The sequence below is a fragment of the Azorhizobium caulinodans ORS 571 genome (assembly GCF_000010525.1).
GTDB lineage: Bacteria > Pseudomonadota > Alphaproteobacteria > Rhizobiales > Xanthobacteraceae > Azorhizobium > Azorhizobium caulinodans.
The window spans coordinates 2,265,526-2,280,424 of sequence record NC_009937.1 but is presented as its reverse complement, the minus strand read 5'-3'; the positions used below and the strand labels follow the sequence as shown (position 1 = coordinate 2,280,424).

General features: G+C 66.9%; 14 protein-coding genes. 10 read left to right on the top strand and 4 right to left on the bottom strand.

Features of this window, described 5'->3' with window-relative positions; translation table 11 throughout:
• Positions 1-13: 13 nt before the first annotated feature.
• Together AZC_RS10240 and AZC_RS10235 are read right to left on the bottom strand one after the other, a co-directional pair.
• Positions 14-1,225, bottom strand: coding sequence for a sialidase family protein (locus tag AZC_RS10240; protein ID WP_012170503.1), 1,212 nt, complete (start codon positions 1,223-1,225; stop codon positions 14-16).
• A 1-nt stretch (position 1,226) separates the two neighbouring features.
• A complete protein-coding gene (locus AZC_RS10235; protein WP_012170502.1) occupies positions 1,227-2,426 on the bottom strand; it encodes an iron-containing alcohol dehydrogenase in 1,200 nt (399 codons plus the stop codon).
• A 310-nt stretch (positions 2,427-2,736) separates the two neighbouring features.
• Here AZC_RS10235 and AZC_RS10230 point away from each other — a divergent pair, with 310 nt between their 5' ends.
• The gene (locus tag AZC_RS10230; RefSeq protein WP_012170501.1) at positions 2,737-3,471 is read left to right on the top strand and encodes a FadR/GntR family transcriptional regulator; all 735 of its coding nucleotides are present in this window, start codon (positions 2,737-2,739) and stop codon (positions 3,469-3,471) included.
• A 25-nt stretch (positions 3,472-3,496) separates the two neighbouring features.
• Here AZC_RS10230 and AZC_RS10225 read toward each other — a convergent pair whose 3' ends face one another.
• Entirely contained in the window at positions 3,497-4,906 is a 1,410-nt protein-coding gene (locus tag AZC_RS10225; RefSeq protein WP_244421823.1) for an amidase, read from the bottom strand.
• A 154-nt stretch (positions 4,907-5,060) separates the two neighbouring features.
• On the opposite strand from AZC_RS10225, the gene AZC_RS10220 reads away from it, so the two are divergent.
• The 4 genes from AZC_RS10220 to AZC_RS10205 all read left to right on the top strand — a co-directional run bounded on the left by AZC_RS10220 (position 5,061) and on the right by AZC_RS10205 (position 9,159).
• Entirely contained in the window at positions 5,061-6,158 is a 1,098-nt protein-coding gene (locus AZC_RS10220) for an ABC transporter ATP-binding protein (RefSeq protein WP_043879187.1), read from the top strand.
• 22 nt (positions 6,159-6,180) lie between these two features.
• Positions 6,181-7,227, top strand: a complete 1,047-nt coding sequence (locus tag AZC_RS10215; RefSeq protein WP_012170498.1) for an ABC transporter substrate-binding protein — start codon at positions 6,181-6,183, stop codon at positions 7,225-7,227.
• A 267-nt stretch (positions 7,228-7,494) separates the two neighbouring features.
• Positions 7,495-8,346 (top strand): ABC transporter permease, encoded by an 852-nt coding sequence (locus AZC_RS10210; RefSeq protein WP_043879186.1) that lies wholly within the window; start codon positions 7,495-7,497, stop codon positions 8,344-8,346.
• A gap of 9 nt (positions 8,347-8,355) precedes the next feature.
• Positions 8,356-9,159, top strand: coding sequence for an ABC transporter permease (locus AZC_RS10205; protein WP_012170496.1), 804 nt, complete (start codon positions 8,356-8,358; stop codon positions 9,157-9,159).
• Here the strand turns inward: AZC_RS10205 and AZC_RS10200 are convergent, their stop codons facing one another.
• The gene (locus AZC_RS10200) at positions 9,160-9,519 is read right to left on the bottom strand and encodes a hydroxyisourate hydrolase (RefSeq protein WP_012170495.1); all 360 of its coding nucleotides are present in this window, start codon (positions 9,517-9,519) and stop codon (positions 9,160-9,162) included.
• A gap of 111 nt (positions 9,520-9,630) precedes the next feature.
• Between AZC_RS10200 and AZC_RS10195 the strand changes: the two genes are divergently transcribed.
• From AZC_RS10195 to AZC_RS10175, 5 genes are all read left to right on the top strand, one after another.
• On the top strand, positions 9,631-10,386 hold the full coding sequence (locus AZC_RS10195) for a GntR family transcriptional regulator (protein WP_012170494.1): 756 nt from the start codon (positions 9,631-9,633) through the stop codon (positions 10,384-10,386).
• 263 nt (positions 10,387-10,649) lie between these two features.
• The gene (hydA, locus tag AZC_RS10190; protein WP_012170493.1) at positions 10,650-12,119 is read left to right on the top strand and encodes a dihydropyrimidinase; all 1,470 of its coding nucleotides are present in this window, start codon (positions 10,650-10,652) and stop codon (positions 12,117-12,119) included.
• Between the two features lie 10 nt (positions 12,120-12,129).
• Positions 12,130-12,795: an aspartate/glutamate racemase family protein gene (locus tag AZC_RS10185; protein WP_012170492.1), complete on the top strand. Its 666-nt coding sequence runs from the start codon at positions 12,130-12,132 to the stop codon at positions 12,793-12,795.
• Positions 12,795-13,712, top strand: coding sequence for a LysR family transcriptional regulator (locus tag AZC_RS10180; RefSeq protein ID WP_012170491.1), 918 nt, complete (start codon positions 12,795-12,797; stop codon positions 13,710-13,712). The genes AZC_RS10185 and AZC_RS10180 overlap by 1 nt, the downstream gene beginning before the upstream one ends.
• Positions 13,713-13,806: 94 nt before the next feature.
• Entirely contained in the window at positions 13,807-14,661 is an 855-nt protein-coding gene (locus AZC_RS10175) for a D-amino-acid transaminase (RefSeq protein WP_012170490.1), read from the top strand.
• The last annotated feature ends 238 nt before the right edge of the window (positions 14,662-14,899 follow it).

Below are 14,899 nucleotides of genomic sequence, written 5' to 3'. Positions count from 1 at the left end.
GTTCTGGCGGCGATCAGTCCGCCTGCGCCCAATCGGGCGCAACGCGGACGTGCTTGATGGCGCGGCGATAGTAGGTGAAGGCGATCTGCAGCATGCCATCCGGCGTCTGCGTGATCGACGGATAGGAGAATTCGCGGTTGAGGCCGTCCTTGGAATTGTTGGTCATGCAGTAGCCGTCGCCAACCTCGAGGTTGCGCACCACTGGCCAGGAGCGGCCGCCATCGGCGGAGAGGGCCAGCGTCAACGGTGCCCGCGGCGCCCCCCAGAAGGCGGTGCGGCCGGTTGGCTCGGGCGAGACGGCGGGTGAGGCGGACGCGACCGGCGCGCTGTCATCCTCGATGTCGTCATAAAGCCCGGTGCGCCGGTCGGTGGCGTCCTTGTTGCTGGAATTGTTGAACACCAGCGCGATGCGCCCGTCCGCCAGAACGGTCGCCTGAATAGAGGAATTGTTGTTGGGCAGCACTGTCGCTTCGGGCGCGGACCAGATGCGGCCGTCCGCGGAGCGACTGAGATAGATGAAATCCGCCCAGCGGCTGCGATAGAGCGCCAGGAGGCCCTCTTTCGTCTTCAGCACGTTCATATGCACGCAGCCGAGGGAATGGGGCACCACATGTTCGGTCCATGTCCGCCCTTCGTCGGCGGAGACGCGCACGGCGCTGATGTCCCGGTCGCCCACCCATTTGGCGCCCGGCACGCTCACGCAATGGAACACGGGAATGACCCAGGCGCCGTCATCCAGCACCACGGGCGGCTGGCGCACGAAAAGGCCGAAGCCCTCCGGCGCCTCGAACAGCGTCTCGATGGGTCCCCAGGTCACGCCATGGTCGCGCGAGACGCGCTTGCGCACCATGGAGGTGTCCTGGTTGCCGGAAATCTGCGCCGTCCAGATGAGCCAGAGATCGCCGCTTGGCGTCGGGAAAAGGATCGGGTTCTGCTCGGAACGCGTGCCGTCGTCCGAGAGCTTCTGCGGTACCGTCCAGCGGTCAGATCCCTTCGCGAGGCGCGAGAAATAGACAGAGATGTCCGGAATGCCTTCCTGCGTGCCGCCGAACCAGACCGTCGCCAAATCCCCATTGCCGAGCACGGCAATGTTGGCAGCATGGTTCTGGACGCAGGGCGAGGGCAGATAGGCCTCCGTCCGCGCCGGATCACCCTCGCGCGGATGAAGGATGCCGGTGCGCTCCGTCAGGCCCGCGGGCTCGATGGCGGTGGGGTGGCTGCCCATCTCAATAAGCCTTTTCATAGATCGCGAGGATATCGTCCCGGCTGATGTCGCGCGGGTTGTTGTCGAGCAGGCGGCGAATGGCATGGGCCTCGGTCGCCATGACAGGCAGGTCGTCGCGTGGCACATCAAGCGCGGACAGACGCATCTCGCAGCCGAGGCCGGCGCAATAGCGATGGGCGGCCTCGAACACGTCCGCCTGCCGCGACGCCGCGCCGAGGCCCAGCGCCGCGATGACGGCGGCAGTCTTCTCCGGCATGGCCGGGGCGTTGAAGGCCAGCGTGTGCGGAAAGATCAGCGCATTGGCCGCGCCATGGGCGATGTGATGACGGGTGCCCAGCGGATAGGCCACGGCGTGGCCCGCCGTCGTGTTCACTGGCCCGAGGCAGAAACCGCCATAGAGCGAGGCGAGAGATAGACCCGCCCGCGCCTCGACATCGCTGCCGTCCGCCACGGCGCGAGCGAGAAAGGCGCCAACAAGCCGCACGCCCTCGAGCGCATACATGTCGATGAGCGGATGGGCTTTGCGGCTGGTGTAGGCCTCGACGCAATGGGCAAGAGCATCCACGCCCGTCGCCGCCGTCACAGCGGGCGGCACGGTCAGGGTCAGCGCCGGATCGATGATGGCGATGTCCGCCAGCATATGGAGGCTCTGAACCGCGAGCTTGTTCTGCGTCTGCGGATCGGTGATCAGCGCGCGCGTCCCCGCCTCGCTGCCCGTTCCGGAGGTGGTCGGCACCTGCATGAGCGCCGGGCCCTTGACTCTCACCTTCTCCGGGCCCACGACCTCGGCCAGCGTCTGCCCGCTTCCCGGCAGCACCGCCACCAGCTTGGCGAGATCCATGGCACTGCCGCCGCCGAAGCCGATCACGAGATCCGGCTTGGTCGCCTCGGCGAGGGCAAGGGCGGCTTCGAGATTGGGAACATCCGGTTCCGGCTTCACCGTGCCGAAGACGGTCACCGCGCCATTCAGTTCCAGCACATCGATGCGGGCGGCGTTGAAGGCGTCGGCCACGACCAGTATGCGCGAGAAGCCTTGCGCGGCGGCCCAGCGGCCGGCGATGGGCGCCGTTCCGGCGCCGAACTCGATCACCCGTGGGCGCTGCAGCGCAAGCGGCGTCGCGAGGCTTGCGCGGGAGACGGGAGACGGCGGGACGCCGGCGCCCGGATCATCGGCCCGCAGGCGCAGGACCGGGCCGCTCATCGGACCCGTCCATGTTCGGGCGCGCGCCCGGCCACCGGACGCAAAGCGTCAAGCCAAACCTTGTGCATTGTCCACCCATGTCTGTTGCTCGGCGGGCGAGAGACATCGGCGGACGCGCCGCATTCTGCGGCACCCTCTCAACGTCTCCTGCCCACGGCCTCTGTCGGGCCTTTCCGGAAAGTGAACAGCAGGACAGAGATCATGTCAACATGTTGTAATAACCCAGACACAACACGAAGCCGCCAAACCGAGGTTGAGCAGGAAGACAAGGCACCTTGACGAACATGTCATGAGTTGTAATGGATAGTTCATGGCCGGATCAGCTTCCCAACCGTTACCTCAGCCCCCTTCCCCGCTGGTGCAGCGGGTGCATCACCAATTGCGGGCGCGCATCACGTCCGGCGAATATCCGCCGCACTCACGGCTGCCGGGGGAGCACGACCTCTCGGCCCTGTTCGGCGTGTCGCGGCCTGTGGTGCGCGAGGCCCTGCGCCGCCTGCGGGAAGACGGGCTGGTCTTCTCCCGGCAGGGCGCCGGCACATTCGTGCGGGGTCCGGAACCGGAGAGCGGCAAGGCCCTCGCCTATGCGCCCGTCGGAACCATCGCGGATGTGCAGCGCTGCTACGAATTCCGCCTCGAAGTCGAACCGGCGAACGCCTTCTATGCGGCACAGCGCAACAATCGCGCAGCCCTCGACACCATCGAGCGTGCGCTCGATCTGCTGCGGGACACCACCTATGCCCACCGCCATCGGGAGGATGCGGACTACGCCTTCCACATCTCCATCGCGGAGGCGTCGAACAATTATTTCTTCCTCTCCTCCATGCAGGCGCTCAAGGAGCACATCACGGTGGGGATGAAACTGCACGGCCTCTCCCTGCTCGGCCCGTCCGGCGATCTCGCCGCCGTCCTCGAGGAGCACGCCTCCATCTTCGCCGCCATTCGAGACCACAAGGCGGAAGAGGCGCGCGACGCCATGAGGCGGCACATCCAGGGCTCCTACGACCGCCTGTTCGAGGGCAAGGTGCTCGACCTCGCCCTGTGACGGCCCCTGGACAGCCGCGCAGGACTTACAACATGCTGACAGATGGCGGGGGTGACCAACAAAACCCCGCCTCGCCTTCCAGACGTGCCGCGAGCGCAATGAGCGCAGCCTCCGCGCCGGGTCGCCCGATGAGCTGGAGGCCGAAGGGGACCTCTCCGGGCTGGCGGGGCGCCGGAAGCGTGACGACCGGAAAACCCACCAGCGAGACGATGAAAGTGATCGTCAGATAATCAAGGATGTCGGCCAGCGATCGCCCGTCCATCTCCATGCGCTCTCCCTCGGCATTCGGCCAGGGCAGGACAGAGGCCGCCGGCGTCACCAGCACATCATATTGCTCGAAGAAGCGGGTGAAACGGCGCCAGAGCGCTGTCCGCGCGGCTTCCGCCGCCAGATAGTCCTGCGCCGTGAGGCTGCGGGCCGCCTCCACATTCCAGCGCACGGTGGGTGACACCGGCACGTTTCCGTCAACGAATGCACCATAGGTTCGCGCGATCTGCGCCGCCCGCAAGGTGCGGAACGCCAGCGGTGCACCCGCGCAATCGGGCGTTGCCTCTACGACCTCGCCCACAACGGCACGCATCTCGTCCACCGCACGTGCAAAGCGCCGGCGCACCGCTTTGCAGACGGGCGCGACGGCGAAATCCGGCGTCACGGCGACCCGTCTGGGCGGGGCATCCGGACCGGCGGCCAGAGCGGTCGAGAGCGGATCATAGGCGTTGGGCGCGGCCATAGCCTGAAGCAGCAGCGCCGCATCCGCGACCGAACGGCCCATGGCGCCATGGGTGGCAAGGCCGGTCCAGCCCAGTTCACGGTCTGGATCGGCGATGACGCCGATAGCGGGGCGGATCGACACCACGCCGCAGAAGCTCGCGGGCGTGCGCACCGATCCGCCGAAGTCCGTGCCATGCGCGAGCGCCGACATGCCCGTTGCCACCGCCACCGCGGAGCCGCCCGACGATCCGCCGGAGGTGAGCACGAGGTCATAGGGATTTGCGGTTGGCCCTTGCAGATCATTGACGCAGACGGCACCGAAGCCGAATTCCGGCGTATTCGTCTTGCCGATGATGACGGCGCCCGCCCGCCGCAGCCGCGCCACCACGGGATCGTCGGCCTCGGGCACCTCGCCGGCAAAGGCGCGCGAGCCGAACGTGGTGCGCAGGCCCCTCGTGCGCGTGAGGTCCTTGATGGCGACCGGCAGGCCATGCAGCGGCCCCTGCCGTTGCGGGCTGACATCAAGTTCGCGCGCGCGTCGCCGCGCCCCATCCGCATCGACCGTGATGAAGGCCTTCAGGTGCGGTTCGAGCGCCGCGATCCGCGCCAGATGCTCTTCCACCGCCGCGCTAGCCGTGCAGGCGCGGGTCGCGATGCGGCGTGCGAGGTCCGCAGCGCTCGCCCATGTCGGAAGGCTCTGTTCGGCCACAGTGATACTTTTCACGCCATCCTTCTCCAGATCTGCCTGTTCACAAGGCGCATGCCCCATCGTCAGCATCAAAGCGAAATTCACAAAGCCCTGACTGAAAATACATTTTCAGCTTTTGGCATACCACTTGCTGAGAGGAGACCACGCAAGATGGATGCCGGATGGAATGATGCAGACAGGGACCCAATCCGAGGGCGGCCGCGCGCTGGTGGTGGATGGCGTCACCCATCGCTACGGATCGAGCACCGCGGTGGAGAACATCAATCTCGACATCCGCTCCGGCGAACTGGTGGCACTGCTCGGCCCATCGGGCTGCGGCAAAACCACCTTGCTGCGCATCATCGCCGGCTTCATCCGCCAGACCGAAGGCCGCATCATCCTCGGCGACGAGGTGGTGGATGATCTGGGGCCGAACCGCCGCCGCATCGGCATCGTGTTCCAGAACTATGCCCTCTTCCCCCACCTCTCCATTGCCGAGAACGTCGCCTACGGCCCGGCCGCGCAGGGCGTATCCAAGGCCGAGCGCGAGGCCGAGACGAAACGTCTGCTCGATCTGGTGAAGCTCGGGCATCTCGCCGACCGCCTGCCGCGCCAGCTCTCCGGCGGGCAGCAGCAGCGCGTGGCACTCGCCCGCGCGCTCGCCATCAAGCCGCGCATCCTGCTGCTGGACGAGCCCTTCGCGGCGCTCGACAAGAATTTGCGCCTCGACATGCAGATCGAGATCAAGCGCCTCCAGCGCCTCTCCGGCATCACCACGGTGATGGTGACGCACGATCAGGAAGAAGCTCTCTCCATGGCCGACCGCGTGGCGGTTCTGAGCCAGGGACGCCTCGAACAGTTCGCCTCGCCCACCGACATCTATGACCGGCCGGAAAGCCTGTTCGTGAACACCTTCGTCGGCAGCGCCAACCAACTCGCCGGTCAGGTCCTCTCCGCCGAAGCGGGCGGCGCCATCATCCGCCTCGATGCAGGCGCGGAACTCCGTGCCCGCACTCCCTCCAGTCCCCTGGTCGCCGGCCAGCGCTGCACCGTGTGCCTGCGGCCCGAGCATCTGGAAATCGCCGACGACCCGTCGGGGTTTGCCGCCGTGGTGGAAATGGGCCTGCCGCTCGGCCCCACGGTTGTTCACGAGGTGCGCGGTGCGGATGGCGCCGGCATCAAGGTGTCCGAGCCCCGCCGCGCCGGAACGGCGCTGCTGGCCACCGGCACGCCCGTGCGCGTGCGCCCCCTCTCCGCCGACCTTGCCACCGCTTATCCCGCCGCCTGAGCCTTTCGAGGAGAAGACCCTGATGGACCTCAACCGCCGCTCCCTGTTCAAGACCGCCCTCGCCCTCGGCGCCATGCAGGTCTTCCCCGGCATCTCTTATGCACAGGCGCGACCGCTCGTCTTCGCCACCTTCACAGGCAGCTGGGAGGAGGCGCACAAGGCGGTGCTCGTGCCCGCCTTCCGCAAGATGACGGACAACGCCCCCATTGTGCTCGATCCGATGCTCTCGGTGGATCAGATCGCCAAGGTGAAGGCGGCCGCCGCCAACCCGCCCATCGACGTGATGCTGCACGATCCCGGCCCGGCGCTCATCGCCATCGGCGAGGGGCTGGTCGAGCCCTATCCGGTGGCCAAGAGCGCCTATTACAAGGATCTCATCTCCGAGGCGCAGGTGGACACCGGCCCAGCCCCCTTCTTCCAGGTGGTGGGCCTCACCTACAATCCCGAGACGGTGAAGACCCCGCCCACCTCCTGGGCGGACCTCTGGAAGCCGGAGTTCAAGGGCCGGGTCGGCATCACCAACCTCAACTCCACCCTCGGGACGGGCTTCCTGGTGGAGATCGCCCGGATGCACGGCGGCTCCGAGGCCAATGTGGAGCCGGGCTTTGCGGCGCTGGAGAAGCTGAAGCCCAATCTCGCGGCAGTGGCGGCCAATCCGGGCGCGCTGGCGAGCCTCTTCCAGCAGGGGCAGGTGGACATCTCCCCCGGCAATTTCAACGCCATCCAGATCCTGAAGGCGCAGGGCGTGCCGGTGGAATTCGTGGCGCCAAAGGAAGGCGCCATCGCCTTCAAGACCACCATGCACATCGTGAAGAACTCGCCCAATCAGGAACTGGCCTTCAAGCTCATCGAAGCGGCGCTCTCGCCGGAGGTGCAGGCCAAGCTCATGGCCGCGCCCTATCTGGTCGTGCCCACCAACAGCAAGGTGCCCATGACCGGCGAGATCGCGAAGGTGCTCGCGAAGGATGCGGACGAGATGAAGAAGAAGTTCGTCTTCCAGGACTGGAAGACCATCAACACCCAGCGCTCCGCCTGGATCGAGCGGTTCAACCGCGAAATCAAGATCTGAGCGGCTGACCTTCCGCTCATCCCTATCCGTTCGTCATGGCCGGACTTGATCCGGCCATCCACGGGGTGGCTCCGGGTGCGCGGGAGGCCATGCGCGGAGGTGTCCTATCAACCGCCGCCCGTCGCGCCGGCGGCCCGGCGTGGATGCCCGGGACGAGCCCGGGCATGACGAACCCGAGGGCCGCACATGCGACCGCGTGCGCCCCTCACTCTCCGCCGCGCCAGTGGCGGTCAGTCCGAAGCCCTTTCGAAACCAAGGCCCATTGCCATGGCGACCACCGCGCCCACCGCCTATGACGTGAAACTCGCCTTTCCACTGGGCGCGTTTCTGGCCGTCTTCTTCCTCGCGCCGCTGGCGGTGCTGCTGGTGCTGAGCTTTCAAGTGGACCCCAAGGGCACCGCCTATGGGCTCAACCAGTATGGCCAGTTTCTGGGCGATGCCTTCAGCCTCGGCGTGCTGGGCAACACTCTGCTGCTCGGCCTCAAGGTCACGGCGCTGTGCCTGCTCATGGGCTATCCGGTGGCCTATGCCTATACGCGCGTCGGGCCGCGACTGAAGAGCCTCATCATCCTCATCGTGCTGATGCCGCTCCTCACCTCCGTGGTGGTGCGCACCTTTGCCTGGATCGTCATTCTGGGGCGGCAGGGCATCGTCAATTCCGCCCTCATGTCCATGGGGATCATCTCGACGCCGCTGCGCCTCATCTATACCGACCTCGGCCTCGTGGTGGCGCTGGCGCAGGTGCAGATGCCGCTCATGGTGCTGCCGCTCATCACCGCTATCGGGCGTATCGACCCGAACCTCACGGACGCCTCGCTCTCGCTGGGCTCCGGGGCCTGGCGCACCTTCCTGCGGGTGACGCTGCCGCTGTCGCTGCCGGGCATCATCGCCGGCTCCATGCTCACCTATGCCGCGGCCATCACCGCCTTCATCACCCAGAGCCTCGTGGGCGGCGGGCAGATGCTGTTCATGCCCATGTACATCTATCAGCAGGCCTCCACGCTCCAGAACTGGCCGTTCGCGGCCGCCATTTCCATCATCTTCCTCGTCGCCGTGCTGGCGGTGGTGATGGTGTTCAACCTGCTCGGCCGCCTGTCGCGCGGCTATGCCAGCACCTGAGGACGAGCCATGCGGCGCGACTGGGAAACCTTCTCCTTCCACCTCGTCATCGGCCTCATCGCGGTGCTGGCGCTGATCCTGCTGGTGGCCCCGACGGCGATCGTGCTCATCGTCTCCTTCACCAGCGGCTTCTCCCTGCGCTTTCCTCCGCCCGGCTATTCGCTGCGCTGGTATGCGGCGCTGTGGGATGCCTGGCAGCTCCAGTTCGCCGCCATGAACAGCCTGAAGGTCGCCGCGTGGGCGACGGGGCTCTCCATCCTCTTCGGCACGGCGGCGGGGCTCGGCATCTCCCGTTCCTCCCGGCTGTCAGCCAAGCTGATGGACGGGCTGTTCATGTCGCCCCTCATCCTGCCGGCGCTCGCCTTCGGCCTGTCGTCGCTGATGTTCTTCTCGGCGCTCGGGCTTCCCGTCTCGCCCTTCACCCTCATCATCGGCCACACGGTGGTGTGCGTGCCCTATGTGGTGCGCAATACGGTGGCGGCGCTCTCCCAGCTCGATCCGACGCTACTGGAATGCTCCTCAAGCCTCGGGGCGGGCAAGGTCTATACCTTCCGCCGCATCACCCTGCCGCTGATCCGACCGGGCATCCTCGCCGGCGGGTTCATCGCCTTCATGTCGTCCTTCGACAATGTGCCGGTGTCGCTGTTCCTGCGCGATGCCGCCACCGACATGCTGCCCATCCGCATGTGGCAGGATCTGGAAGGCAAGCTGGACGTGACCATCGCCGCCCTCTCCGGCGTTCTGATCGTCTTCACCGTCGCCCTCATCATGGTGATGGAGCGCTTCACCGGCCTGTCGCGGCGCCTCGCCTGATCACACGCCGCGAAACAGCTGGATGCCCCAGGGCGTGAACTTGAACGGCAGATGGTAATGCTCCTCCACCCGCGTGACGACGAAGCGGAACGGCACGATGTCGAGGAAGGCCGCCTCCCGCGCGCCATAGCCATTCGCCTTGAGCCAGGCGCCCAGCGCAAACTCCACCTCATAGGTGCCCGCCGTGATACCGGCGCCGGTGATGATGGGATCGTCGAACACGCCATTGGCGCCGAGAACGCCTTCGGTGATCAGCCGCCGCTCCGGATCGAGGGCATAGACCTTCACCTGCAGGCCCCGCGCGGCGACGCCCTGCGCGATATCGACCCCATGGATGGAGATTCCGCCCGCCTGCGCCATGCCTCTGACCCCGCATCACCGTGAAGGAAGAGACCCCATGGTAGCGGTTTCATTCCCTTCGGTCATCGCGTCCCGCGGGTCTTCGGGCCGCCCTGCCGGCGAGGGATTGTCATGAGCCCCCGGCCGCGCACCCGCCGCGACACGCCCGCCTCGCTGGCCGATCAGGCAGTGGACCGGCTGCGGGACATGATCGTCTTCCTGGATCTGGCGCCCGGTGCGGTGCTCAGCGAGCGGCGTCTGGTGGAGGCCCTCGGCGCCTCGCGCACGCCCATCCGCGAGGCGCTGAAGCAGCTCTCCGCCGAAGGGCTCGTCCTGCTGCGGCCGAACCGCCCCGCCATGGTGGCGCCGCTCGACCCGGAGGAACTGCGGCACCTGTTCGAGGTGGAAGTGGCATTGGAGAGCTTTGCCGCGAGCCTCGCCGCGACCCGCATGGCCGAGGCCGATTTCGACCGCCTCGCCCGCTACCAGAGCGAGATGGAGGAGCGGCACGCAGCCGGCGACCGGGTGTCCTATATCCGCATCAATCGCAAGATCCACCTGCTCATCGTCGCGGGCTCCGGCAATCCGGCGCTCTCCGAGGTGCACGCCCGGCTCATCGGACGCCTCCAGCGGGCGCGCAACATCGGCCTGTCGTCGCTCGGGCGGGTGGAGGAATCCATCGAGGAACACCGGCAGATCCTCGCCGCGCTCCGGCGGCGCGACGGGGAGATGACACGCATGCTCATGGCCCGCCACGTGGCCCGCACCGGCGGCCTCTTCGCCGATTATTGCGCCGCCGCCCGGATCGAAAGCAGCGAAGTCCGCGCGGCGGGACGGCGCCGGCTGGGATCAATGGCGAGGCCCTTGCCCGAGAGGGGAAATGTATAATCGGAAATTATAATACAAGTCGTATCATTATGAGGATGATCGTTCAAAGCCGGCTACGATGTGCCACCGCGTTCGGAACCCTGCCGCCGTGCTGCTCACCCTCTCCAGCGCTGCCGACCTGTCCCCTAGCCGGAAGCCCGCCGTCGTCGGACCTCCCGGTCGGCTGGCATCAGGCGCGCCCGAGCTGAACGGCCAATCGTCCAGTTCGCACCGCCCCTTCCGTCCCGCCCCTCGCGGCAACGCCCCTGCCCAAGGTTTCTCCCATGTCTGATTTCGCGTTCGATACGGTCATCCACGGCGGCACCATCGTCACCGCCACCGACACCTACAAGGCGGACATCGGCATCCGCGACGGACGCATCGCCGCCGTCGCGGAAAGCCTTGCGGGCGGCACCAAGCGGATCGATGCCACGGGCCGGCTGGTGATGCCGGGCGGCATTGAGGGCCATGCGCACATCGCGCAGGAAAGCTCCACCAAGATCATGACCGCCGATGATTATTACACCGGCTCGGTCTCGGCGGCCTTCGGCGGCAACTCCTCCTTCATCCCCTTCGCCGCCCAGCATCGCGGCCAGTCGCTGGACGATGTGGTCGCGATCTATGACGAGCGGGCGGCGCCAAATTCCGTCATCGATTATTCCTACCACCTCATCGTCTCCGATCCCTCCCCCGAGGTGCTGGAGGAGCAGCTTCCGCGGGCCTTTGCGCGGGGCATCACCTCTTTCAAGGTCTTCATGACCTACGACCTGCTGAACCTCGGCGATGGCGGCATGCTGGACGTGCTCACCGTCGCCAAGACCCATGGCGCGCTCACCATGGTCCATGCCGAGAATAACGACATGGTGAAGTGGATGAACAAGCGCCTCGCCGCCAAGGGACTGACGGCGCCGAAGTATCACGCCATCTCCCGGCCGGAGCTGGCCGAGGAGGAGGCCATCAACCGCGCGGTGACGCTGGCTAAGCTCGTGGATGCCCCCCTGTTCGTGGTGCATGTGTCGACGGAAGCGGGCGCGGCCATCATCCGCCGGGAGACGCAAGCGGGCGTGAAGCTCTTCGCCGAAACCTGCCCCCAGTATCTCGCCCTCACCCGCGAGGACCTCGACCGGCCGGGCATGGAAGGCGCCAAGTTCATGTGCTCGCCCCCGGTGCGCGATGCGCAGACGCAGGAGGCCCTGTGGCGGCACATTCAGGCGGGCACCTTCATGAGCGTGTCATCCGACCACGCCCCCTATCGCTATGACGAGACCGGCAAGCTCTTCAACGGCGCGGACGTGCCCTATCCGAAGATCGCCAACGGCATGCCCGGCATCGCCATGCGGCTGCCCTGGCTGTTCTCGGAAGGCGTCGTGAAGGGCCGCATCAGCGCCAACCAGTTCGTGGCCCTCACCTCCACCAACGCGGCCAAGGTGTTCGGCATGGCGCGGAAGGGTTCCATCGCCCCCGGCTTCGATGCCGACATCGCCATCTGGGATCCCAACGAGACCCGCGTGGTGTCACTGGACGACCAGCACGACAATATGGACTACACCCCCTTCGAGGGCCTCACCGTCACCGGCTGGCCGCGCACGGTGCTGAACCGGGGCGAACTGGTGGTGGAGGAGCGTGAACTCGTCGCCACGCGCGGCCGCGGCCGCTTCGTCGCCCGCGATACGGTGGACCTCACCGGCCGTCCCGGCTATCGCGCCCCCGAACTCGATCCCGCGCGCAATTTCGGCGCGGACATCGCCCCCTGAGGATCGCGCCATGACCGCCAAAGGCCCCATCCTCGTCATCAATCCCAACAGCGATGTCGCCGTCACCGAGGCGCTGTCGCGAGCGGTCGAGCCCTTCCGGCTCGGCGGCGGCCCGGCGATTGAATGCCTCACCATTGCCGAGAGCCCGCTCGGCATCATGACCCAGCGCGACGTCTATGAAGCCGCGCTGCGCACCGCTGATCTCGCGAAGGCGCGGCCGGATGCCTCTGCCATTGTGATTGCCTGCTACTCGCAGCCCGGCCTCGATCTGCTGCGCACGGAGACCCGCCGCCCGGTGGTCGGCATGCAGGATGCCGGCGTTCTCGCGGCCATGGGCCTTGCCGACCGCTTCGGCGTCATCGCGGTGGCGGAAGGCTCCATTCCGCGCCACCTTGCCAATCTCGCCCGCATGGGCGTCATGAGCCGGCTGGCCGGCGAGGTCGCCCCGGCCCGTGCGCTGACGGTGGCCGAGAGCGGCGATCCGTCGGCGAGCTTCGATCTGCTGCGGGAGGCGGGCACGAAGCTCAAGCAGATGGGCGCTGGCGCCATCATCCTCGGCTGCGCCGGCATGTCGCCCCAGCGCGGCATTCTGGAAGAGGCGCTGGGCATTCCGGTGGTGGATGCCACGCAGGCCGCCGTGGCGCAGGCCCTCGGCCGGGTGCTCGTGGGCGGCTGATGCGCGAGGGCGACGAACCACAGGTCTCCTTGTCCCTGCTGGAAATCTTCGGCGCGATGATGCGTTGCCAGACGACGGTGGAGGCAGCCGAGCAACTGGGCATCTCCCAGCCGGCGGTCTCCAACGGCCTGCGCCAGCTGGAGCGGGAACTGGGCATCACCTTGTTCGAGCGGGCGCACCGGCGGCTGGAGCCCACCGCCGAGGCGCTCTCGCTCTACGAGGAAATCAGGCCCCTGTTCGGCGTCCTGCGCAGCTTTTCGCTAAGGGCACGGGACATCCGGCAGGGCAAGTCCGGACGCATCCGCATCGTCGCCACCCCGCCCATCGGCCACACCGCCGCGCCGAGGGCGCTGCGGGCCTTGCTGGAGGAGCGGCCGGAGGTCTCCGTTTCCTATGACGTGCGCCGCCTCTCCGACATTCTCGCCGCGCTCAAGGAAGGTTCGGCCGATGTGGGCATTGCGCTCGCCATCGACCAGGACCTCGACGTGAATGTGGAGGTGCTCCACCGCACCCACATGGTGGCGCTTGTTCCTGTAGGCTCGGCTCTGGCGAACCGGTCCGAAGTCACCGCCAGCGAAGTGGCGGGGCATCGCTTCGTGGGGCTGGAAGCGGCATCGCGCCTCGGCCAGATCCTGCGCTCGGCCTTCGACCGCGACCACGCCACCTACGATCCACGGGTGGAGGTGCGTTACTGCTCAACGGCCGCCGTTCTGGCGCAGGCCGGGCTCGGCATTGCCGTCGTCGACCCCTATACGGCGGAATTTCACCATTCGCCGGAGCTGGTCCAGCGTCCGTTCAGCCCGCCCTGTGAGATTTCCGTGGTGCTGCTGCTGCGCAAGGGCGTGCCGCGCTCGCGCCTCGTGCATAGCTTCATCGAGGAATTGCGGCGACAGTTCCGCGCGCCGCCTTCGGGTTGACGCGCGCGCCCGCTTCGTTCATGGCCGGCACAAGCTCGGCTTTATCTCTCGCGAGACGGGTTGTGCCCGCCGCGCGCTACCCTGGAGTTCTGTCATGGACCGTATCGCCTATGTCAACGGGGACTTCGTGCCCCTCGCCGAGGCCCGCATCTCCCCCCTCGATCGCGGCTTCCTCTTCGCCGACGGCATCTATGAGGTCTCGGCGGTGCTCGACGGCAAGCTGGTGGACAATGACAGCCACCTCGCCCGCCTGAAGCGCTCCGTGGGCGAGATCGCCCTCGATTTGCCCGTGACCCTTGAGGAACTGGTGGAACTGGAGCGCGAGCTGGTCCGCCGCAACAGCCTCACCGAGGGCGTCGTCTACATGCAGGTGACGCGCGGCGTCGCCGACCGGGACTTCACCTTCCCGAAGGATGCCAAGCCCACCCTGTTCATGTTCACGCAGGAGAAGAACATCCTCGCCTCCAAGGCGGCGGAGACCGGCATCCGCGTGAAGTCGGTGCCGGACCTGCGGTGGGCGCGGCGCGACATCAAGAGCGTCGCCCTGCTGGCGCAGGTGCTGGCCAAGCAGGCCGCTGCCGAGGCCGGCTGCCAGGAAGCCTGGATGGTGCAGGACGGCTTCATCACCGAGGGCGGCTCCTCCTCCGCTTTCATCATCACCGCCAATGATGTGGTGGTGACGCGTCCGAACTCCACCGCCGTCCTGCCGGGCTGCACCCGCCGCGCCCTGCTGGCGCTGGCCGCCGAGGGCACCATCACGGTGGAAGAGCGCCTGTTCACGCTGGACGAGGCGCTCGCCGCCAAGGAGGCCTTCATCGCCTCCGCCTCCAGCTTCGTGCAGGCCGTGGTGGCCATTGACGACAAGCCCATCGGAACCGGAACGCCCGGCCCCCTCACCAAGCGCCTGCGCGAGCTCTACATCGCGTTTGCGCGTCAGACGGCTGTCTGACACGTTTCATCCCGGAATCCCGAGCGGCCCTCCCTCACGTCTGAGGGAGGGCCGTTTCCGTTCAAAGACCGGTGATCGGCCCTACCCATCCTGCATCAATCTCAGGCACCGGACAGCACGAACTGCTCCAAAAGGCTCCAAAGCCGAGCTTGCGACCCATAATAGTGCCTGCGTCTTCATCCATATCGATTATAATAACGCAGCGAATAATTATATTAATCGCCTGTCATTGACCCAG